The 19,256-nt window shown below is 58.7% G+C and carries 22 protein-coding genes; 8 read left to right on the top strand and 14 right to left on the bottom strand.

The window, feature by feature from the left end; all coding sequences use genetic code 11:
• Positions 1-14 precede the first annotated feature (14 nt).
• From GOW48_RS07320 to GOW48_RS07310, 3 genes are read right to left on the bottom strand one after another with little or no spacing between them, the layout of a single operon-like run.
• The gene (locus tag GOW48_RS07320) at positions 15-560 is read right to left on the bottom strand and encodes an HK97 family phage prohead protease (RefSeq protein ID WP_170752581.1); all 546 of its coding nucleotides are present in this window, start codon (positions 558-560) and stop codon (positions 15-17) included.
• Positions 561-586: 26 nt separating this feature from the next.
• Positions 587-805: a GTA head formation protein, RCAP_rcc01685 family gene (locus tag GOW48_RS07315; protein ID WP_170752579.1), complete on the bottom strand. Its 219-nt coding sequence runs from the start codon at positions 803-805 to the stop codon at positions 587-589.
• A complete protein-coding gene (locus tag GOW48_RS07310; protein ID WP_170752577.1) occupies positions 798-1,967 on the bottom strand; it encodes a phage portal protein in 1,170 nt (389 codons plus the stop codon). Before GOW48_RS07310 ends, GOW48_RS07315 begins: the two co-directional genes overlap by 8 nt.
• Positions 1,968-2,211: 244 nt before the next feature.
• On the opposite strand from GOW48_RS07310, the gene GOW48_RS07305 reads away from it, so the two are divergent.
• Positions 2,212-2,742 carry an SMI1/KNR4 family protein gene (locus GOW48_RS07305; protein WP_170752576.1) on the top strand — a complete coding sequence of 177 codons (531 nt, stop codon included), beginning with the start codon at positions 2,212-2,214 and terminating at the stop codon, positions 2,740-2,742.
• Positions 2,743-2,755: 13 nt separating this feature from the next.
• Here GOW48_RS07305 and GOW48_RS07300 read toward each other — a convergent pair whose 3' ends face one another.
• Together GOW48_RS07300 and GOW48_RS07295 are read right to left on the bottom strand one after the other, a co-directional pair.
• Positions 2,756-4,126, bottom strand: coding sequence for a DNA-packaging protein (locus GOW48_RS07300; protein WP_170752997.1), 1,371 nt, complete (start codon positions 4,124-4,126; stop codon positions 2,756-2,758).
• Between the two features lie 473 nt (positions 4,127-4,599).
• Positions 4,600-5,481: a DMT family transporter gene (locus GOW48_RS07295; protein WP_170752574.1), complete on the bottom strand. Its 882-nt coding sequence runs from the start codon at positions 5,479-5,481 to the stop codon at positions 4,600-4,602.
• Between the two features lie 372 nt (positions 5,482-5,853).
• Between GOW48_RS07295 and GOW48_RS07290 the strand changes: the two genes are divergently transcribed.
• Complete coding sequence (locus tag GOW48_RS07290) at positions 5,854-7,110, top strand: DEAD/DEAH box helicase (RefSeq protein ID WP_170354516.1); 1,257 nt, start codon at positions 5,854-5,856, stop codon at positions 7,108-7,110.
• Between the two features lie 35 nt (positions 7,111-7,145).
• On the opposite strand, the gene mltG is transcribed toward GOW48_RS07290, so the two are convergent.
• The 7 genes from mltG to fabD form a co-directional block, all read right to left on the bottom strand.
• Positions 7,146-8,306, bottom strand: coding sequence for an endolytic transglycosylase MltG (gene mltG, locus GOW48_RS07285; RefSeq protein ID WP_170752572.1), 1,161 nt, complete (start codon positions 8,304-8,306; stop codon positions 7,146-7,148).
• Positions 8,307-9,572, bottom strand: coding sequence for a beta-ketoacyl-ACP synthase II (gene fabF / locus GOW48_RS07280; protein ID WP_170752570.1), 1,266 nt, complete (start codon positions 9,570-9,572; stop codon positions 8,307-8,309).
• Between the two features lie 195 nt (positions 9,573-9,767).
• The gene (locus tag GOW48_RS07275; protein ID WP_170752567.1) at positions 9,768-10,511 is read right to left on the bottom strand and encodes a 1-(5-phosphoribosyl)-5-[(5-phosphoribosylamino)methylideneamino]imidazole-4-carboxamide isomerase; all 744 of its coding nucleotides are present in this window, start codon (positions 10,509-10,511) and stop codon (positions 9,768-9,770) included.
• A 117-nt stretch (positions 10,512-10,628) separates the two neighbouring features.
• Complete coding sequence (locus tag GOW48_RS07270) at positions 10,629-11,168, bottom strand: GNAT family N-acetyltransferase (protein WP_170752566.1); 540 nt, start codon at positions 11,166-11,168, stop codon at positions 10,629-10,631.
• A 141-nt stretch (positions 11,169-11,309) separates the two neighbouring features.
• Complete coding sequence (locus tag GOW48_RS07265) at positions 11,310-11,543, bottom strand: acyl carrier protein (protein WP_008756330.1); 234 nt, start codon at positions 11,541-11,543, stop codon at positions 11,310-11,312.
• Between the two features lie 208 nt (positions 11,544-11,751).
• Entirely contained in the window at positions 11,752-12,489 is a 738-nt protein-coding gene (gene fabG / locus GOW48_RS07260; protein WP_170752564.1) for a 3-oxoacyl-[acyl-carrier-protein] reductase, read from the bottom strand.
• 41 nt (positions 12,490-12,530) lie between these two features.
• Complete coding sequence (gene fabD, locus GOW48_RS07255; protein ID WP_170752562.1) at positions 12,531-13,469, bottom strand: ACP S-malonyltransferase; 939 nt, start codon at positions 13,467-13,469, stop codon at positions 12,531-12,533.
• Positions 13,470-13,640: 171 nt separating this feature from the next.
• Here fabD and GOW48_RS07250 point away from each other — a divergent pair, with 171 nt between their 5' ends.
• Entirely contained in the window at positions 13,641-14,867 is a 1,227-nt protein-coding gene (locus GOW48_RS07250; protein ID WP_170752559.1) for a cytochrome b/b6 domain-containing protein, read from the top strand.
• A gap of 57 nt (positions 14,868-14,924) precedes the next feature.
• Here the strand turns inward: GOW48_RS07250 and GOW48_RS07245 are convergent, their stop codons facing one another.
• Entirely contained in the window at positions 14,925-15,497 is a 573-nt protein-coding gene (locus tag GOW48_RS07245) for a YceI family protein (protein ID WP_170354524.1), read from the bottom strand.
• A gap of 126 nt (positions 15,498-15,623) precedes the next feature.
• A complete protein-coding gene (locus tag GOW48_RS07240) occupies positions 15,624-16,142 on the bottom strand; it encodes a hypothetical protein (RefSeq protein WP_170724420.1) in 519 nt (172 codons plus the stop codon).
• A 286-nt stretch (positions 16,143-16,428) separates the two neighbouring features.
• Between GOW48_RS07240 and rpsF the strand changes: the two genes are divergently transcribed.
• From rpsF to GOW48_RS07215, 5 genes are all read left to right on the top strand, one after another.
• Entirely contained in the window at positions 16,429-16,782 is a 354-nt protein-coding gene (gene rpsF / locus GOW48_RS07235; protein ID WP_170354526.1) for a 30S ribosomal protein S6, read from the top strand.
• A gap of 28 nt (positions 16,783-16,810) precedes the next feature.
• Positions 16,811-17,038 (top strand): 30S ribosomal protein S18, encoded by a 228-nt coding sequence (gene rpsR / locus GOW48_RS07230; RefSeq protein WP_005982441.1) that lies wholly within the window; start codon positions 16,811-16,813, stop codon positions 17,036-17,038.
• A 12-nt stretch (positions 17,039-17,050) separates the two neighbouring features.
• Positions 17,051-17,674 carry a 50S ribosomal protein L9 gene (gene rplI / locus GOW48_RS07225; protein WP_170354527.1) on the top strand — a complete coding sequence of 208 codons (624 nt, stop codon included), beginning with the start codon at positions 17,051-17,053 and terminating at the stop codon, positions 17,672-17,674.
• 149 nt (positions 17,675-17,823) lie between these two features.
• On the top strand, positions 17,824-18,300 hold the full coding sequence (locus tag GOW48_RS07220) for a transglycosylase SLT domain-containing protein (RefSeq protein ID WP_170354528.1): 477 nt from the start codon (positions 17,824-17,826) through the stop codon (positions 18,298-18,300).
• 212 nt (positions 18,301-18,512) lie between these two features.
• Complete coding sequence (locus GOW48_RS07215; protein WP_170354529.1) at positions 18,513-19,214, top strand: helix-turn-helix transcriptional regulator; 702 nt, start codon at positions 18,513-18,515, stop codon at positions 19,212-19,214.
• Positions 19,215-19,256: the final 42 nt, after the last annotated feature.

Genomic DNA, 19,256 nt, shown 5'->3' with positions numbered 1-19,256 from the left:
GGGGTTGAGGCGCGCTAGGTCCGCGCCAGCTCCTGCCGGGCGTCGTCGAACACCTCGGCAATACTGCGCCAGGTGTTCTCGGCCTCAGGCTCCACGCCCTTCGCCGCCACCCGCGCACTGGGCAGCATCGGGAACGTCACCAAGGACACTTCCCAAAGCTCCAGTTCAGTCAGGACCCGCTGGCCCTTGTCATTCTTCACGGCCCGCTTGGTGCGAAAGCCAATCGACAGGCCATCCATAGCGCCCGCCCGGATCAGTTCCGCCGCCTCACGGCCCTTTTGCGTGGCCTCCAGCAGACGTCCCTTGACCCAAAGGCCCCGGTCATCCTCACGCACCTCATCCCAGACACCGATGGGTTGCGCCGGATCATGCTGCCACAGCATCTTGACCCGCTGCCCAGCTTTCGCCAGACCGTCAAGCGAGCCTCGATACGCCCCTCGTTGCACAACGTCGCTGCCCTGATCCACCTGGCCGAACAGGCTGGCGTAACCCTCGATCACTGCACCATCCGTTACCGAAGGCCCATCTCCGAACCGTGCGAACTTGTGTTCCAAATCCATGAACACCTCCTCGTAAACTTCTGATTTCACGGCGTTGCTGCAAGGAAGGACTGAAACACCTGCGCCAGGATCGCTGCCGCGACACCATAGACCGTCAGCCACAACCGTTTCTCCAGCCGTTCCATCATCTCTTCGATCTGATCCAGCCTGCGGCACAGATGTGCGTGCTGGATCTCTGCCACCCTCTCATGCGCGGCCAGACGCAGGCCCGGCGCGCAATCGAACGGGGGATACCCCTCAGTCATCCGCATCCTCCGCCAGCGCCGGCAAGCCCAACAGAGATCGCTTTTCGGCATCCGTCAGGAACTCGGCCCCACTCACCCGCGACCACTGCGCGTCGCGCTCGGCGGACAGCGCAGGTACCTGATCCAGATCGGGTTTCAGCATCAGATCCTCGCCCGAATACCCGGCCAGCCATTCCGACACCGCCGCCGCCACCCGCGTCACCAGAGGCAGCACGGTCAGGCGGTAAAACGCCCGGTTGGCCTCCTGATAGTTCGAATAGGTCGCATCGCCCTGTATCCCCAGCAACATCGGCGGGACACCGAAGGCCAACGCGATCTCGCGGGCGGCGGCTTCTTTGGTCTTCTGAAACTCCATATCCGAGGGTGAGAACCCCATCGGTTTCCAATCCAGCCCCCCTTCCAGAACCATCGGTCGCCCGGCATTCCGCGCCCCGCGATAGTTCTGCTCGATCTCGTCGGACAGACGGCGGAACTGATCCTCGGCCATCACCCCATGGCAATCACCCTTCCACACCAGCGCTCCCGAAGGCCGCGCCGCGTTGTCGAGCAGAGATTTCGACCACCGCGACGCGCTGTTATGCACGTCAATCGCCATCGCCGCCGCCTGCATGGGTGAGAACCCATAATGGTCGTCCTGAGGGTGGAAGGATTTGATGTGACAGATCGCATCCGCCGGGAATCGGTGCGTTTTGCCGCCCGCCGTGTAGTCATACGCCTTGGGCCAGCCATCCGCGCCCGGAACCACGCTCATGCGGTCCGAACGCAGGACGTGTAGCTCAATCGGCAAGCCCCCTTCAGCCTGCACGGCCTCGACATAGGCATTGCCCGACAGCAAAAGCTGACCGAACAGAGCCTCCATCAACTCGGCCCGCCCCTGAGCCGCGTTCGGGCGGCGCATCAGCGACAGGATCGGATGCGCATCATAGCGCTGCGCCTGATCCTGCAGGACCAGAGGCAGCGCCGCCGCCGCCTCGGCAATCAGCTTGACTGACCGGAACCCCACCGGGTTGCCCGAGAACCCCGTGCGGGTCAGCGACACCGCATCCCGAGGGCTCCACGCCACGCGTCCGCCCGTCTGCCACGCCACCACGGGACCCGCCGCGCTGGCTTTCGCCTCGGGCGCTTCCCCGGCCGCTCCACGACGCAAGAAATCGAATACCATCTGTGCTCCTTTCTGCCGCCGCTCTGCCCGGCTTGTTGAAAGGAGTTATGACGGAAAGAAGTTTAGGGCTTGGGAATGCGGCGTACGGGGGTTGGGCAACGGTTGAATACCGTGTTTAATGGCACCGGATTCGCACCAACAACTTGTCCTATTCTCGATGGTCGAAAACTCTTCAATAAGTTGCTTTCATTGCTAAGCTTAGGTCGAAGAAGGCAAATTCCCTGGCGGAAGAAAAGGACATCAAGTGATTGTATTTGGCGATTTCGACCTGACGGATTTTTGGTCGGGTGGAGAATACGAACGGAAGACCTACGTCAGCGCGGAACTGAATGAGAGCTTGCTGCGATCCGTCGAACAAGAGTTGGGCGTAAAATTACCCGAAAGCTATGTTGAATTGATGAAAGTTCAGAATGGCGGGACCCCTTCTAAGAACTCTCACTATACAAGTTCTCCAACATCATGGGCCAAGGACCACATAGCAATTTCTGGAATCTATGGAATCGACAGAAATCTGGACTGCTCACTCTGTGGCTACTACAGCACCAAATTTTGGATGGAGGAATGGGGCTATCCACCCATAGGAGTTTATTTCGCAGACTGTCCGTCGGCTGGCCATGATATGCTTTGCCTGGACTACCGAAATGTTTTCGGCAACAGCCAACCGACTGTCGTTCACGTAGATCAAGCGTATGACTATCGTGTTACTTTGGTGGCCCCAGATTTTGAGAGCTTCATTCGCGGTCTTAAGGATGAGAACGAATTCGACTTAGATTAGCGCGAATATACTCTCACAAACTCCGCACCCTCGGCCGCCGATAGACCCCCGCAGGCCCCACAACCAACTCATGCAGAGCCCATACCAGCGCATCCACACGGTCGGGCGAGCCCTGCCCCTCGAACCCGCGCGCGGTCATCTGGCACATCTGCTCCTCCAGCGCGGTTAGACCGGCCACGTGGCTCACTCGCCCCTGCTCGTAGAGTGCTGCAACGGGTTCAGCCCGCGCAACCTTGCCGCGTGACGCCCGCACCGCCCGGTAAGGGACCAGAGGGTCCACCTGCCGTACGACCTCTTCCACCAGTTGCCCGCCCTGATTGACCTCGGCCACCAGCCGTTCGGCCCCGAACTCGTCCATCGCGTCAATCGCCGCCTGCGCCCAGCCCGCCGGGCCAACACCCTGCACCGTCCGGTCGGCCAGCACATAGGCCCGCCACTGTTCGGGCGGCCCCTGTAGCTGCGCGCCGACAACCATGATCCCGCAGGCATCCGCGCTGGACCCCGCCGTCACCGCCGGGTCCAAAGCCACCACGATACGGTCCAGTTCAGGCACAGTCTCCACCCGCGCCGCATCCAGCATCGAGCCGGTCCACAGCGCGCCTTCCGCATCCGATAACAGCACGCCTTCCAATTCCTGCCGCCCCAGCCGCGTGCCTGCGTAACGTGCGCGGACCTCGGCCAGAAACGAGTCGGCCAGATTGGCGCGGTTCGCCTCGGTCGGCGCGTGGGTTTGTACGGTGGAGGGCGACACCAGCAACTCCTTCAAAACCTTCACATTGCGGGGCGTGGTCGTCACGCAGACACGCGGACGCTCGCCCAGACGCAGGGCAAATTGCAGCATATCCCAGGTCTCCCCGGCCTTTTTCCATTTGGCCAGTTCATCCACCCAGGCCGCATCGAATTGCGGGCCACGCAGCCCCTCGGGATCATGTGCCGAAAACGCCTGCGCTTCGGCTCCGTTGGGCCAGACCAGCTTGCGTTCCGACGCCTTCCAGACCGGCCGGCGATCCGGAGGCGAGCATTGCATTATGCCGCTGTCGCCAAAGATCATCACATCGCGCACCTGATCGAAGGTCTCACCCACCAGCGCCACCCGGCTGGCCTCACCGCGATCCAGCGGCTTGGGCCCTTCGACCATCGACCGCACCCATTCGGACCCTGCGCGCGTCTTGCCTGCGCCGCGCCCTCCCATGATCACCCAGGACCGCCAGTCGCCTTCGGGCGGCAGTTGGTGCGGCAGCGCCCAGAACTCGAACAGGAAAGGGAGGGCACACAGCCCCCCCTCCCCGATCTCACTCAGAAACCTGTCCCGCACCGCAGCATCGGCGGAGGCGAGCCAGCCTGCACCCGATTTCAAATCGAGCGCGCTCAAGGTCGAGCGCATATCCCCCTTGGGCAATTCCGGCTTGTCTGTGATGTTGTTCGACAAAGCTTGTCTCCACTTTCTGACAACTTCGGATCAGCCCCTCTAACTGACCCAGTTGTTTTGCCGTTCCGGCAAGATCTGCATCCTCCCCGGTTCCGATTTGCCTGCGCAGTTCTTCTGCTGCTTGGCGCAAACCGCGAATGGATGTTTCCAGCGACTGCAACAGTTCCGCCGTCTGGGACATCCGCTCTTCCGGGGTAATCAAAGTCATGTGTGCCTGTGACCTCATGCGTGAATTTTCTCCGCACGACAGAAACGAAAAACGGCCTCCGGGGTCACCCCGGGGCCGCTGCCCATCTCTCCTAGCATGACACAACTTATAGGTGAAAAAGCGCGCAAAGTCAATATGTTGCGCAACACCCATGCAACGGGAACCGAACTGCTCGTTAAGACTTTTAGCGTTTAACCTGTCTATCCACCGGTAAACTCGCTCAACCCCGAGCGATCTCCAGCACTGCAGCACTCACAATCAGTACCGCCCCCGCGGCCTCGCGCAGCCCAAAGGGCTCGCCCGAAAACACAGCAGCCGAAATTAGGCCAACCACAACCTCGCTCATCAATAACAACCCCACCCGGGCCGGTGTCAGTAAAGTCGCGGGCCAGATCGTCAGAAAGATCATCGGCAGAGTGTACAGCACCGACAGCATCGCAATGGGCAGCACACCGACAACAATCGCGCTTTGCTGTTGCACCCCGCCTGCGCTGAACACCAGGCTGATCAGCGACAGCAGCAGAGCCCCAGTAATAAACGCAAACACCTGCCCCGGAACCGAAATGCCCGAGGAGCGATACAAACCCAGCGTGCCCACCGCCCAGGCCATGCCGGATACCAGCGCCGCCCAATCTCCGACATTGCTGGGCCAAGGGATGCCGTGGCCGCTGCCAAGGACGATCGCCATGCCGCCAAGACCGGATATCAACCCCAAAACGCGGGCTCTGGTCAGACGCTCGCCAAGAAAAACCCGGCCTAAGATCGTGCCCCAAACCGGCGTCAGGTAGAACAGCAGGATGGCTCGAACGACATCCGTATAGACCAGACTGATCGTGAACAGACCAAAGGCCGCACCGGTGAACATGCCGCTGAACATCAAATCCTGCCAGCGCCGTGCCAGATCGTGCCGGTCGCGCCACAAAAGCGGCAAAAGGCCAAGCAGCGCGACCGAATACATCACAATCCCCGGCCAAGCCCCGTCCAGCCCCTGATCCACGAAGTAGCGGACAGGGATCCAGTACAGCCCCCACATCATACCGCCCAGAACCAGGGCACCGCTGGCGAGCTTCAGGCTATCGCCCTGCTGTGCACTTCCCTTCATTCCCAACCCCAAACTTCGCCCCGTAGTGTTACGACGCGCTAAACCGCCACTCGGAAATCGATGGCTCAAACTGATTGAGAACGCCAGCAGAATTTAGAACTCCGACAGCCAGTCCATCAGACAAATACTTGACAATGCCCGCGCCAACCCTCATGTGCACGCCATCAGCGCCGCCGCGTGAGCATTCGGGCCTTAGCCCCACCGGCGCACCATATCTCTCCTGGTTCCCCTTCACGCAGGGTTCTTGATGCGACGGCCGGACGGTGCAGGATACGCCTGTGCGTCCCGAGGTCTCGCTAAACCCTGCCTGCCGTGCTTTTGCGCGGTCACACGCATCCGCGCTCAAAGCTGCGGATATCAAAGGATTATTACGTGTTCGACTTTGACATGCTGGGCCTTGCCCCGGCTTTGAACGACGCCCTGAAACGGGCGAACTTTACCCAACCTACCCCGATCCAAAACCAGGCCATCCCGATGGCGCTGAATGGACATGACATTCTTGGTCTGGCCCAGACCGGCACCGGTAAAACGCTGGCCTTTGGCCTGCCGCTGATTGATCACCTGCTTGCGCAACCGGCCAAACCTGCACCCAAGACGGTCAAGGCTCTGATCCTTGCTCCGACGCGCGAACTGGTGAACCAGATCGCGGACAGCCTGCGTGCCCTCACGCAAAAGACAAAACTACGCGTCGCCACCGTTGTCGGTGGCCAATCCATCGGTAAGCAGATTTCCTTCCTGTCGCGCGGCACCGATATTCTGGTCGCCACCCCCGGCCGTTTGATCGACCTGATGGAGCGCGGAGCCGTCGACCTTGGTTCAGTGCGCCATCTGGTGCTGGACGAGGCCGACCAGATGCTGGACATGGGCTTTATCCATGCGCTCCGAAAAATCGCACCCGCATTGGGCACGCCGCGCCAGACGATGCTGTTCTCGGCCACCATGCCGAAACAGATGGAAGAGCTGAGCCAATCTTACCTCACCAACCCGCAGCGCATTCAGGTCTCGCCCCCGGGTAAAGCAGCGGACAAGATCACTCAGTCCGTTCACTTTCTGTCGCGGGCGGACAAGCCTCGCAAGCTGCGTGAAATCCTCTCCGCCGATATGGACGCTCTGACGTTGGTCTTCTCGCGCACCAAACACGGGGCCGAGCGGCTGATGAAAGACCTCGTCAAAGACGGGTTCAACGCGGCATCGATCCACGGCAACAAAAGCCAAGGTCAGCGGGATCGCGCCATCAAGGCCTTCCGCGCTGGCGAGGTCAATGTGCTGGTCGCAACCGACGTTGCCGCGCGTGGCATCGACATTCCAGGCGTCGCTTACGTGATCAACTATGACCTGCCAGAAGTGCCTGACAATTATGTCCACCGCATTGGCCGCACGGCCCGCGCAGGGCGCGAGGGTGAGGGCATCGCTTTCTGCGCCCCGGATGAGTTGGACCAGCTGAAGCAAATACAAAAGCTGATGAAAATCGACATTCCGGTCGCCAGCGGAACTATGCCTGAATTCGCCGAGCCCAAGAAGCCACGCAAACAGGGCGGTTTCCGGGCGCGTAAGCCACAAGGGGCTAAGTCCGGGCCCAAACCCGCCGCCTCTAAACGGCGCCGCCCACGCAGGCGTCCAGCAGCATAATAAAAAAAGGGCCGCGTTTCGGACGCGGCCCTTTTTTAGTTGCCCGAGCTGTTCCTCTGGGCTTCAATCTCGCGCCACTTGGCGACGTTTCGGTTGTGCTCGTCCAGCGTTTCCGCGAAAGCGTGCCCCCCTGTTCCGTCCGCCACGAAGAACACATAGTCTGTCTCCTCCGGTGCTACGGCGGCCTCAAGACTGGCCAACCCCGGATTGGCAATTGGCGTCGGCGGCAAACCGTCAATCACATAAGTATTCCAAGGGGTTGCCCGACGAAGTTCACTCCTACGCAATCCGCGTCCCAACGTGCCTTGTCCCTTGGTAACGCCATAGATCACCGTCGGGTCGGTTTGCAGCTTCATGCCGCGCTCCAAACGGTTGACGAACACACTGGCCACCTGCCCACGCTCATGTGGAACACCGGTTTCTTTTTCGATGATCGAAGCAAGGATCAGCATTTCTTCGGGGTTCGAGATCGGTAGATCACCTTGACGGCTTTCCCAGATCGCGTTGATCCGAAGTTGCTGCTTGTCCTGCATCCCCTTCAGCACGGCCATCCGATCAGTTCCGCGCGCGATGTCGTAGCTGTCAGGCGCCAACATCCCTTCGGCCGGAATCTCAGTCACTTCGCCGGTCAAGGCCCCAATCTGTTTCAAACCTTCAACCACCTGCCACGAGGTCACGCCCTCGGCAACTGAAACGCGATAGCGCGTGTCCGAATCTTCGCTTTTCTCAGTATACGCGGCGGGCACGTCTTCATCGGTGACGTCAAAAGATGCAATTTCGTCAAAGGCCAGAGTGGCAGGATTCAGTTCACGTACACGGGTCTGGATACGGGTCACACCGATGCGATATTCGATCTCAGATCCGCAGGTACTGGCGCCACTGCTGGTGATTTCGTCGATGATCTGTTCCATCGACGCGCCTTCGCGCACCAGAAAGCTGCCAGCCTTCAACTGCTGGGACCGGTCAGTGTAATCCGCCGCCATACGAAAAACCGTGGCACTGCTAATTGCACCCTGATCCTGCAGAAGCTGGCTGACCTCCCCCATATTCGATCCGCGTTCGACCCTCAAACAGATCGCCGTTTCCAACGGGCCTTCGCTTTTGTACCGCGACTGCCCCCACAGGATCAGACCACCCATCAAGAACAAGCCGACCACTAGAATGGTCAGCATGTTAGATGCCAGGGCCCGCCACATTTAGCTGACCTTTCCGAAGATCACGCTGGCATTGGTGCCGCCAAAGCCGAAAGAGTTTGAAAGCGCCACATCGATCTTGCGTTCGCGCTTGGCGTTAGGGGCTAGGTCGATCGGAGTTTCAACCGCCGGGTTATCCAAGTTGATCGTCGGAGGCGCAACCTGGTCACGGATTGCGAGGATCGAGAAGATCGCCTCGATCGCGCCCGCAGCACCTAACAAGTGGCCCGTCGCGGATTTTGTCGAGCTCATCGTGGCATTCGCCGCATGATCGCCCAGCAAACGCTCGACCGCGCCCAATTCAATGGTATCCGCCATGGTCGATGTGCCATGCGCGTTGATATAGTCCAGATCCTTGGGCTCAAGGCCCGCGCTGCGCAGCGCGGCCTGCATCGAGCGTTCAGCCCCATCGCCATCTTCGCTAGGCGCGGTGATGTGATAGGCGTCACCAGACATGCCATAGCCCAGAACCTCGGCATAAATCTTTGCACCACGCGCCTTGGCGTGCTCGTATTCCTCCAGGACCACGATCCCAGAGCCTTCACCCATGACAAAACCGTCACGATCAATGTCATACGGACGGCTGGCTTTCTTGGGGTCATCGGCAAATTTAGTGGAAAGCGCCTTGCACGAATTGAAGCCCGCGATGCCGATCTCGCAGATGCAGCCTTCGCCACCGCCAGCAACCATGACATCCGCATCACCTGTACGGATGATGCGGCTTGCATCACCGATGGCATGCGCACCAGTCGAACAGGCCGTTACAACCGAATGGTTTGGCCCCTTAAACCCACGTCGGATCGACACTTGCCCAGAGGCCAGGTTGATCAGTGCACCCGGAATAAAGAATGGTGAGACGCGGCGCGGACCCTTGTCGCGGATCAGATTGGCTGTTTCCGCAATGGACCCAAGACCGCCAATCCCGGAGCCGATCAGGACTCCGGTGCGTAAGCGCGCTTCTTCATCTTCGGGCATCCAACCCGCATCTTCGCAGGCCATATCGGCCGCTGCGATGGAATACAGGATGAAATCCTCGATCTTGCGCTGCTCTTTCGGCGGCATCCAATCGTCAGGGTTAAACGTCCCATTGGTGCCGTCCCCGCGCGGGACTTCGCAGGCGTAGGTCGTTGTGACCCCACTGCCTTCGGCATCAAACTGAGTGATCGGACCAGCGCCGGATTCTCCATCCAGCAGCCGCGACCAGGTTTCCTCGACCCCGCTGGCCAACGGAGTGACCAATCCCAGACCGGTTACAACGACTCTGCGCATGAAGTGCCTCTTGCCTGCTTCGTGTTTAAGAAACGCTCATACCCCGGCCCGGGGTGTGGGGGCAAGAGCAAGGGTACATTCCGCCGGAAAGCTGTTCGCGCCATCTTGGTATCGGCACACTGGCAAACAGCATAAAAGGCGGAAAACCGCCCTTGCTATAGCTTGAAAGGGCGGCGTCCTTGGGTTGGTCTTCGATTATTGGAACTCTGCGACCGGTTCATGCGCAGCGGTGGCAACCTCCAACGCATCGGACAGTTCCAATGTCTTACGGAATAGCGCGCGCCCAACCAGCGCACCCGAGATATTCGGGATGTAGGCCAGCCGTGAGATATCGTCGGCAGAGCGCACCACGCCACTGGCAATAATCGGCGTGCGTGACTTTTCTGCCAACCCGGAAATCAGACCCAGCTGAGCTTCGACATCGTTCATATCGCTATCAATATCGGTCACCAGAATGGCCGCAAAAGGCGTGTCTGCAAATGCTTCGACAAATGCGTCCGGCGTAAAGGCGCTTTGGCTGCGCCACCCCTCTGTCATGACGAAGCCCTGCCAGACATCAACAGCCAGAACGATTTGATCCGGATACAGCTTGGCCAATTCCTTCACCAGATTGGGGTCCCAGGCAGCTAACGTCCCGATGACGATCCGGCCCGCTCCCTTGTCAATCCAGCGTTCGACCTGTTCGCGCGTGCGCATACCGCCAGCCAACTGCACCGGGATTTCGGCTGACCGGATGATCTCTTCGACCAGTTCCGAATTGGTATCACGCCCTTCGATGGCGTCGAAATCCGTCAGGTGCATCCATTCCGCCCCTGCGGCCGCCCAGCTGCGGGCTGTTTCGGCAGGGTTCACATGCCAGATCATAGCTTCGTCCAGACGGCCCTTGTCCAGCGTGACACACCGGCCGTTCTGCAATTCCATAGTGGGGTAAATCCTCATGAGCCTGATCCTCCGCTCAATCCTTTGCACATGAGATCAGCATACACGCAGTACCGGTCCGCGAAATTACCAGTTTCGGCAAACTGCGGACTTTTTGCGGCATCGCAAACCGCACTGTCAGTGCCGCGTCGGAGGACCGTTTCGCCGCAACAGGCACACGCGAGACCCCTGATAATCATCCTCGCGCATTTCGACATATCCCAACCGCGCCGCCAGTTTTTGCGAAGCCAAATTGTCGGAATTTACCATTGCAACCAATGGACCGGGCATAATCCGGTCGAACCAGTCATGGGCGGCCTGCGCGGCCTCAAGGCCCATGCCCTGCCCTTGGGCTTCTGGGGCAAGCACCCAACCCGCTTCGGGAAAGTCGTCGAAATCCTCGCCCAGCGCGCGATTGCCATAGAAAAACCCGGCCTGTCCGATCATCTGCCGATTCGATTGCTGAATTACAGCCCATTGGCCGAATCCGGCCATCTGCCAATGCCCCGCATTGCGCAAGAACGAATCCCAGGCTTCGCCGCGCGACCGTGGCTTGCCCCCGATATGCCGCACGACACACGGATTGCGCCAGATCTCGGCGAACCGGTTGAAATCCTCAGGCCGCATGGCGCAGAGCGTCAAGCGTGCCGTGTTTATCATCGGGGTGGATCGTATCATGCCCTGCCCGCTCTGAATTTTTTGCCTCAGTGGAAAGGGTGCGGACGAAAACAACCTCTGACAAGCCCGAATAGCGTCCACGCAACAAAAAACGGCGCCTCCGTTGCCCGGAAGCGCCGCTTTTTAGGATTCTCTAAGGTCTTAGGACGCTTCAGAGATGAATTTGACGGCGTCGCCAAAGGTCTGGATGGTCTCGGCTGCGTCATCGGGGATCTCGATGCCGAACTCTTCTTCGAAGGCCATGACCAGCTCAACAGTGTCCAAGCTGTCTGCGCCCAGATCGTCGATGAAGGAAGCGTTTTCCGCTACTTTATCTTCTTCAACACCCAGGTGCTCAACAACGATCTTCTTAACGCGATCTGCGACGTCGCTCATGTCTATTCCTCATTCCATTTCAGGGCATAGTGCCCGGTTCTGCCCTTGCCCGCTCAGGCTGGCCTTGATGTGCCCGTCTGGGCGGTTTGGGTTCCCGATTGCCGGGTAACTAGAAGGCCGACCCTACGGCCGACCCCCGAATTGATGCGCCGCCTATAGCACAGACAACGCCTAAGGCAAACGCTTTCGCGCCTGCCCCGACAGGTGGTCACAACATGGCCATACCGCCGTTTACATGCAAGGTGGTTCCGGTCACATATCCGGCCTCGGGGCTGGCAAGGTACAGAACTGCCGCGGCAATTTCCGACGCGTCCCCCATACGTCCGGCCGGAACCTGACCCAGGATGCCCGACTTCTGATCGTCAGTCAGCTTGTCGGTCATCGCCGTGGTGATAAAGCCGGGCGCCACCGCATTGGCCGTGATTCCGCGGCTTGCGACCTCGTATGCCAGCGACTTGGTCATCCCGACCATCCCCGCCTTGGACGCGGCATAATTCGCCTGACCGGGGTTGCCCGTCGCGCCCACCACGGACGAGATGTTGATGATCCGGCCCCAACGCGCCTTCATCATGCCGCGCAGCACGCCTTTGCAGAGTTTCGCGGTCGAGGTCATGTTAACGTCGATTACGCTCTGCCATTCGTCATCCGACATGCGCATGAACAAGTTGTCACGCGTGATACCCGCGTTGTTGACCAGAATATCGACCGACCCCATCGCATCCGTCGCCTGCTTTGGCAGGGCGACCACAGCCTCAGGGTCGCTCAGATTACAGGGCAGCACATGGGCACGATCGCCGAGTTCGGCGGCTAGCGCCTCCAGAGGTTCAACACGCGTGCCCGAAAGCGCCACCGTAGCGCCTGCAGCATGCAGAGAGCGCGCGATCTCACCACCGATCCCGCCCGAGGCACCGGTGATCAGTGCGTTCTTACCTGTCAAATCAAACATTCTCTTATCCTTTAGCTACGCGCCACGCGACGCGCGGTATCTTACGATTCGGCCTGGGTCACATTCTGCACGTCATCCGGCGTGCCGACAGCTTTACCCGCGATCGAACGGTCGATTTTGCGGATCATCCCGGACAGAGCTTTCCCTGCCCCGATCTCCCACGTGTCGGTAACGCCCTGCGCGGCCATATACTGCACGCTTTCGCGCCAGCGGACCGAGCCGGTGACCTGCTCGACCAGCAACTGACGGATCAGATCGGGGTCACTGACCGCCTCGGCGCGCACATTGGCAATCAGCGGCACGGCAGGCGATTTGATTTCAACCCCTGCCAAAGCTTCGGCCATCACGTCAGCAGCAGGCTGCATCAAGGCACAATGGAAGGGCGCGCTGACAGGCAGCATGACTGCGCGCTTGGCGCCCTTTTCCTTGGCAATCTCGGCCGCGCGTTCCACAGCAGCCTTCGCGCCCGAGACCACAACCTGTGTCGGGTCATTGTCGTTTGCGGCCTGACAGACTTCACCCTGTGCGGCCTCATCCGCCACGGCGCGCACGGCCTCAAGGTCCAGCCCAAGGATCGCGGCCATCGCACCTTCGCCCACTGGCACGGCGCTTTGCATCGCCTGACCACGGGTGCGCAGAAGACGCGCAGTATCCGCAACCGTCAGCGCACCAGCAGCGGCCAGCGCGGAATATTCCCCCAACGAATGCCCGGCAACAAAGGCTGCATCGGTGATCAAGACGCCCTCGGCCTCCAGCGCCCGCATCGCCGCCATGGACGAGGCCATCAGTGCAGGCTGTGCGTTTTGCGTCAGGGTCAGCTCGGCAATATCACCGTCCCAGATCAGGCTGCTCAATTTTTCTCCCAAGGCTTCGTCCACCTCGTCAAAAACCGCCTGTGCGGCAGGGTAAGCCTCGGCCAGAGCTTTGCCCATTCCGATGGTCTGGGCACCTTGCCCCGGGAAAACAAATGCGCGTGTCATTGCAACCTCTTGGATGACGTTAGGTTGCGGCGGGGTGTAAACTGTGTAACCGCGCGGCACAAGCACTGCCTGATCTCTGCACAAAGGCACCGTAGCTGTGCGCCCTGCCCCCTTGAGTCCTGATCCCATGGCTTTAGTTTGAGCAAAGCCACCTAACCCCCGGAGCGCCAGATGCCCTCGACCAATACATTCTCAAGCTATGGCAGTGTCACCAAGGCCTTCCACTGGCTGACCGCATTGCTGATCTTTACCGCGTTCCCTCTGGGGTATTTTGCCAACGAACTGGCTCAGGCGATCTATGATCCGAACGTCCCAACGACAGAAGATGACATCTCACGCGCAGCGCGCCTGTTCTCGCTACACAAGACTGTCGGCGTGGCCGTCTTTTTCGTCGCCCTCGCACGCATCCTGTGGGCCCTGACGCAAACCAAACCCGGCCTTCTGAACGCCGACAACAAGCCCGAAGCTTTTGCCGCGGAAACCGTACACTGGCTACTGTATGGCTCATTGGTATTGGTGCCGCTGACCGGATGGATTCACCACGCGGCGGCCGAGGGATTTGCGCCGATCCTTTGGCCATTTGGGCAAAACCTGCCTTTGGTCCCCAAATCCGAGCATCTGGCCGAATTCACCGCCAGCCTACATTGGCTTTTCGTATGGACGCTTGGCGGTTCTCTGGTGCTGCACATTGCCGGGGCGGTGAAACACCATGTCATCGACAAGGACAGCACGTTGAGGCGTATGTTGCCCGGTTCTACGCAGTCACCGGAACCTCCAGCTCAGCATCATTCGGCAACACCGGCGTTTGCCGCGCTGGTTGTCTGGGGTGCCGTGTTGATCGGCGGCTGGGGAATCGGCGCATTCAGCCATCACTCTCGCGCCCATACCGACACCGCCGAACTGGCCGAGGTACAATCGGAGTGGCAGGTACAAGAAGGCACATTGGGTATCACCATTAGCCAATTAGGCAGTCCCGTAACTGGCAGTTTCGCCGACTGGACTGCTGCAATCGCGTTTGACGACCCAGCGGAACCCGGTTTGGCTGGATCGGCAAATGTAACGATCTCAATCCCTTCTCTAAGCCTCGGCACAGTAAGCGGACAGGCAATGGGGGCTGATTTCTTCGACAGCGCGCAATTCCCTACGGCGCAATTCACAGCCGATCTGTTCAAGACCGAAACCGGGTACGAGGCACGCGGGCCTCTGACCATTCGCGACAAATCTGTCGACGTGGTGTTGCCCTTCACTCTGGATCTGCAGGAAGATACCGCCACAGTGTCCGGCAAGTTGGAGTTGAACCGAATGGATTTCGACGTCGGAACCTCGCAGCCTACCGAGGACTCACTGGGGTTCACGGTCATCGTTTTGGTAGACTTGATCGCGACACGCGGCGAGTAAAAGAAAACCGCCGGAGCTTGCGCTCCGGCGGTTTCGATTTCAACAGATAAAAGCGGTTTATTCTGCTTTTTGCGCCTCAACCGAAATCTGGATTTGAACTTCGTCGCTGACGAACGGGGCAAACTGGCCAAGATCAAAATCGCTGCGGATCAGAGTGGTTGTTGCGTCGAAACCGGCCCAAGGTTTGCCAGCCATCGGGTGTTCTCCGACTTGGTTCAGTTTGGCGTCCAGCACGACCGACTTGGTAACGCCGTTCATGGTTAGATCTCCGGTGATGTTGGCGGTGTTCTCACCGGTAACTTCGATCCCGGTCGACGTGAATGAGATCAAGTCGCCTTCGGTCACGCCAAAGAAATCTTCGGTCATAAAGTGATCTTCACGCGGTTTCCAACCGGTGAACATCTCAACGACTGGCATAGACACAGACACGCTGGACGCTGCCGGGTTTTCCTGATCGAACATGATCTCGCCTTCAAAACCCGAGAACATGCCATAGGTCGTCGAGAAACCAAGGTGATTGTAGTTGAAGATGACCTGGCTGTGGCTTGGGTCCAGAACGTATTTCTCGGCGCTGGCAAACGCCGAAGTCGCCGACACGGCCAGTGCAGCAGCAAGAAGGGTGGATTTCATGACAAACTCCGCATTGTTGTGGATGCAAACCTGTTGGGTTGCTCGATAACAAAAATGTGCCGCCCAAGGGCGGCACACAAGCTTTATTCTCTCACAACTTCTGTTCCTATATGAACAGAATAAAAATCAGGCGAAGATTGTTACACTTCCACTCAGTTGACCCTTCAGCGCTCGGCTGACATCCGCCGATTGCAACGGCAGCTTCATCAACAAGCTGCCGTCCACGTCGAACAGCTCGACCTGGTCATCGCTGAACTTGGCACCGCCCAGCGTGTCATAGCTGCGGCGCAGAACAGTCTGGGGCCGACCGTTTTCGTTCTTTTGCAAAACGCGCACCTCACGGCGGATCGGATCGAAATACGCATCAGGACGGGCATCCATCACCTGAATGGTCAGAAGACTGACACCGACAACAAGAAAGGCAAGCGACGCGGCCAGTTTGATCGGCCAGACTTCGGTAGCCATGGCAGAGCCCGGAGCGAGCCACATTGAAAATGCCATCACAATCAGGAACGCACCAACCATGCGCGCCAGGATCATGCGGACTTTCCAGTTCGGCGCGAACGCGATCAGAACTGGAACGGATTTCTCAAAACTCGCGTTTGACGCGGTCTGTTCGAGTGTATTCGTATTAATCGCGGTCATTTCTCTCACCCTGTTTCTCAGGTTGCCGACTTGGGTCCGGTGTGTCCGGTTATTGTCCCGGTATGAGAGTTAAGATCGAATTGAAAAGCGTCAGGAATTGGGCGTCGCAGTGAAAATAGCACGACTTCACCAAGGCATATGTGACGGGACTTGCCCCGTCGCAATAAACGTGTATACGGGGCCATCCTTCGCTAACCGTATGAATCGCGCAGCCTCTCGTGGCAGGGTCGCGAAGGACCAGATGGCCCCGCCTATGAAATGCGCCTTGATATAAACAGGAGTGCACATGCCACTGTATGAGCATGTAATGATCGCGCGTCAGGATCTGTCCAACGCGCAGGCAGAAAGCCTCGTCGAACACTTCGGCACCGTTCTGGCTGACAACGGCGGCAACGTCGTCGAAAGCGAGTACTGGGGTGTCAAGACGATGGCCTACAAGATCAACAAAAACCGCAAAGGCCACTACGCCTTCCTGAAAACCGACTCGCCTGCTGGCGCGGTTCAGGAAATGGAGCGCCTGATGCGCCTGCACGAAGACGTCATGCGCGTTCTGACCATCAAGGTCGACGAACATGCCGAGGGCCCCTCGGTCCAGATGCAGAAGCGCGACGAGCGCGAAGGCCGCCGCGAGCGCCGTTGATCAACGCCTGACGAAAGGACATTAAACCATGGCCGCAAAACCATTTTTCCGCCGCCGCAAGGTCTGCCCGTTCTCGGGCGATAACGCGCCGAAGATCGACTATAAGGACACCCGTCTGCTGCAGCGCTACATCTCTGAGCGTGGCAAGATCGTACCTTCGCGCATCACCGCCGTTTCGGCGAAAAAGCAGCGTGAACTGGCCCGTGCTATCAAGCGCGCCCGCTTCCTCGCCCTGCTGCCCTACGCCGTGAAGTAAGGAGAGACTGACATGCAAGTTATCCTGCTGGAACGCGTTGCGAAATTGGGTCAGATGGGCGACGTCGTTGACGTCAAGCCTGGCTACGCCCGCAACTTCCTGCTGCCCCAAGGCAAAGCCCTGAGCGCGTCCGAGTCGAACATCGCCTCGTTCGAAGCCCGCAAGGCGCAGCTTGAAGCGCACAACCTGGAAACCAAGAAAGAAGCTGAAGCACTGGCTGAAAAGCTGGACGGTCAGCAGTTCATCGTGATTCGCTCGGCATCGGATGCTGGCGCTCTGTATGGCTCGGTCACTCCGCGTGACGCCGCAGAGGCCGCGACCGAAGCTGGCTTCACCGTCGACAAGAAACAGATCGCCCTGATCGCACCGATCAAGGAACTGGGTCTGCACTCGCTCGCAGTCAAACTGCACCCCGAGGTCGAAGTCGAGATTCAGATGAACGTCGCCCGTTCGGAAGAAGAAGCCGAACTGCAAGCTTCGGGCAAGTCGATCCAGGAACTGGCTGCCGAAGAAGAAGCAGCCGCTGAATTCGAAATCGCCGAGCTGTTCGACGACATCGGTTCGGCCGCGTCGGACGACGATGACCTGGTTGCTGACGAAGCACCAGCTGCGGAAGAAGACGAAGCAAAAGCCTGATCTTCTTCACTGGATTTGAGAAAGGCCGCGTCATCATGCGCGGCCTTTTTTCATTCAAGGTCCCAACGGCATATTTCAGCCGGAATCTTCCGCTACCCTTGCGGACGAAACCAAGTTTCCTAGTATCGCGACAAACGCCGGAGATCTCGATGACCAAAATCATGCGCCGTAATCTGATTGCCCTGTTGCTCGCCGCGCCTCTTGCTGCATGCGGAAGCCCGGACACCCCGACACGTGCCGCATTTGATCCTCCGCTTTATCCCAATGAGACGCCCGAGTTGCGGGCCTCGATCAACAAATGGGCCGATCACTACGAGCTCCCGCGAGAGTTGGTTCACAAGCTCGCCATCCGAGAAAGCACACACCGGCCGTGGGCGGTGAACCGTCCCTATTATGGCCTGTTGCAGATCCTTCCGGCAACAGCCCGGTCCATGGGTTACAGTGGTGACCCACAGGGCCTGTTGGACGCCGATACCAATCTGGAATTTGCGGGCAAATACCTACGCGGAGCATGGTTATTGTCCGACGGCGATCAGCAGCGCGCGATTTTCCTTTATGCCAAGGGCTATTGGCCTGAGGCCAAGGCCCGCGGATTGCTGGTCGAGACTGGGTTGAAACCCGAGTGAGACAACTTGTCCTGCAGTCGGCAACAATCCGCAAAATACCGCTGCAAAAACAGGCCAATTCCTACGTATCTATTGCCATTTCACTGCATTAACACCATGCAAAGCGAACTATTTGCTTGCGTCACATCATCAAGGTGACGCAACGTATGCTTTAATTTGGACAGATACGACTATGCTCTGGGGAGAGGATAGTTATCACGAAGGTTAGACACTTGAAGCTCATCGACCTAGCCAGGATCGAACAAGAAGAAAGGTCTGCGGCGGACATTATCAATGCCGTTTGCAACGAACTTGGCTTTGATTACGCATCCTATGCAACTTTCAACCCCGTCAAAGGGGATGTTCAGGGCTATGCAAATTACCCCGACGAATGGAAGATCCACTACGGAAGCCAAGGGTTTCATCACTTCGATCCAACTTTGTACCAATCCATGCTTAGCATCGCACCGGTGGACTGGAGTCGTTTTAGCCAAGATGAAAAGTTTCACACGGTTTTCAAAGATGCCCACGACTTTGGAATTACCCCGCGGGGGCTGACCGTTCCGGTCCGGGGTCCCTATGGCGAATGTGGCTTGCTGAACGTGACCCGCAACTGCTCGGATGAGGAATGGGAAAGACTGAAGCGACACGTTATGGGAGACCTGCAGTTGGCGGCAGTCCAGGCGCATGACACCGTCATGCAGTCCGGGCTTTTGGCAAAAGCCCTGTATCTGCCAACCCTGTCCACGCGTGAGAAAGAGATTTTGCAATGGGTAGCGGAAGGGAAGTCGCAACAGGACATCGGCGATATTCTTTCGATCTCGCACCGCACAGTTGAAGTTCACGTTAGGTCCGGCCGCGAGAAACTCGGGGCTTTGACCACGCCACAGGCGATTGGTCGCGCCATAGGACTTGGAATAATCGCCCCTGGTTAACCAAAAAACCGCTTCTCTACGGGAAACCCCCAATAGTCTCAG

This window comes from Ruegeria lacuscaerulensis (genome assembly GCF_013033355.1).
Taxonomy (GTDB): domain Bacteria; phylum Pseudomonadota; class Alphaproteobacteria; order Rhodobacterales; family Rhodobacteraceae; genus Ruegeria; species Ruegeria lacuscaerulensis_A.
The sequence above is the reverse complement of the archived record's forward strand: the minus strand, read 5'-3'. Positions and strand labels throughout refer to the sequence as shown.

Excerpts from the sequence above, each read along its gene's own strand:
- GOW48_RS07320 (WP_170752581.1), bottom strand. The coding sequence starts at position 560 with ATGGATTTGGAACACAAGTTCGCACGGTTCGGAGATGGGCCTTCGGTA.
- GOW48_RS07315 (WP_170752579.1), bottom strand. The coding sequence starts at position 805 with ATGACTGAGGGGTATCCCCCGTTCGATTGCGCGCCGGGCCTGCGTCTG.
- GOW48_RS07310 (WP_170752577.1), bottom strand. The coding sequence starts at position 1,967 with ATGGTATTCGATTTCTTGCGTCGTGGAGCGGCCGGGGAAGCGCCCGAG.
- GOW48_RS07300 (WP_170752997.1), bottom strand. The coding sequence starts at position 4,126 with ATGCGCTCGACCTTGAGCGCGCTCGATTTGAAATCGGGTGCAGGCTGG.
- GOW48_RS07295 (WP_170752574.1), bottom strand. The coding sequence starts at position 5,481 with ATGAAGGGAAGTGCACAGCAGGGCGATAGCCTGAAGCTCGCCAGCGGT.
- mltG (WP_170752572.1), bottom strand. The coding sequence starts at position 8,306 with ATGTGGCGGGCCCTGGCATCTAACATGCTGACCATTCTAGTGGTCGGC.
- fabF (WP_170752570.1), bottom strand. The coding sequence starts at position 9,572 with ATGCGCAGAGTCGTTGTAACCGGTCTGGGATTGGTCACTCCGTTGGCC.
- GOW48_RS07275 (WP_170752567.1), bottom strand. The coding sequence starts at position 10,511 with ATGAGGATTTACCCCACTATGGAATTGCAGAACGGCCGGTGTGTCACG.
- GOW48_RS07270 (WP_170752566.1), bottom strand. The coding sequence starts at position 11,168 with ATGATACGATCCACCCCGATGATAAACACGGCACGCTTGACGCTCTGC.
- GOW48_RS07265 (WP_008756330.1), bottom strand. The coding sequence starts at position 11,543 with ATGAGCGACGTCGCAGATCGCGTTAAGAAGATCGTTGTTGAGCACCTG.
- fabG (WP_170752564.1), bottom strand. The coding sequence starts at position 12,489 with ATGTTTGATTTGACAGGTAAGAACGCACTGATCACCGGTGCCTCGGGC.
- fabD (WP_170752562.1), bottom strand. The coding sequence starts at position 13,469 with ATGACACGCGCATTTGTTTTCCCGGGGCAAGGTGCCCAGACCATCGGA.
- GOW48_RS07250 (WP_170752559.1), top strand. The coding sequence starts at position 13,641 with ATGCCCTCGACCAATACATTCTCAAGCTATGGCAGTGTCACCAAGGCC.
- GOW48_RS07245 (WP_170354524.1), bottom strand. The coding sequence starts at position 15,497 with ATGAAATCCACCCTTCTTGCTGCTGCACTGGCCGTGTCGGCGACTTCG.
- GOW48_RS07240 (WP_170724420.1), bottom strand. The coding sequence starts at position 16,142 with ATGACCGCGATTAATACGAATACACTCGAACAGACCGCGTCAAACGCG.
- rpsF (WP_170354526.1), top strand. The coding sequence starts at position 16,429 with ATGCCACTGTATGAGCATGTAATGATCGCGCGTCAGGATCTGTCCAAC.
- rpsR (WP_005982441.1), top strand. The coding sequence starts at position 16,811 with ATGGCCGCAAAACCATTTTTCCGCCGCCGCAAGGTCTGCCCGTTCTCG.
- rplI (WP_170354527.1), top strand. The coding sequence starts at position 17,051 with ATGCAAGTTATCCTGCTGGAACGCGTTGCGAAATTGGGTCAGATGGGC.
- GOW48_RS07220 (WP_170354528.1), top strand. The coding sequence starts at position 17,824 with ATGACCAAAATCATGCGCCGTAATCTGATTGCCCTGTTGCTCGCCGCG.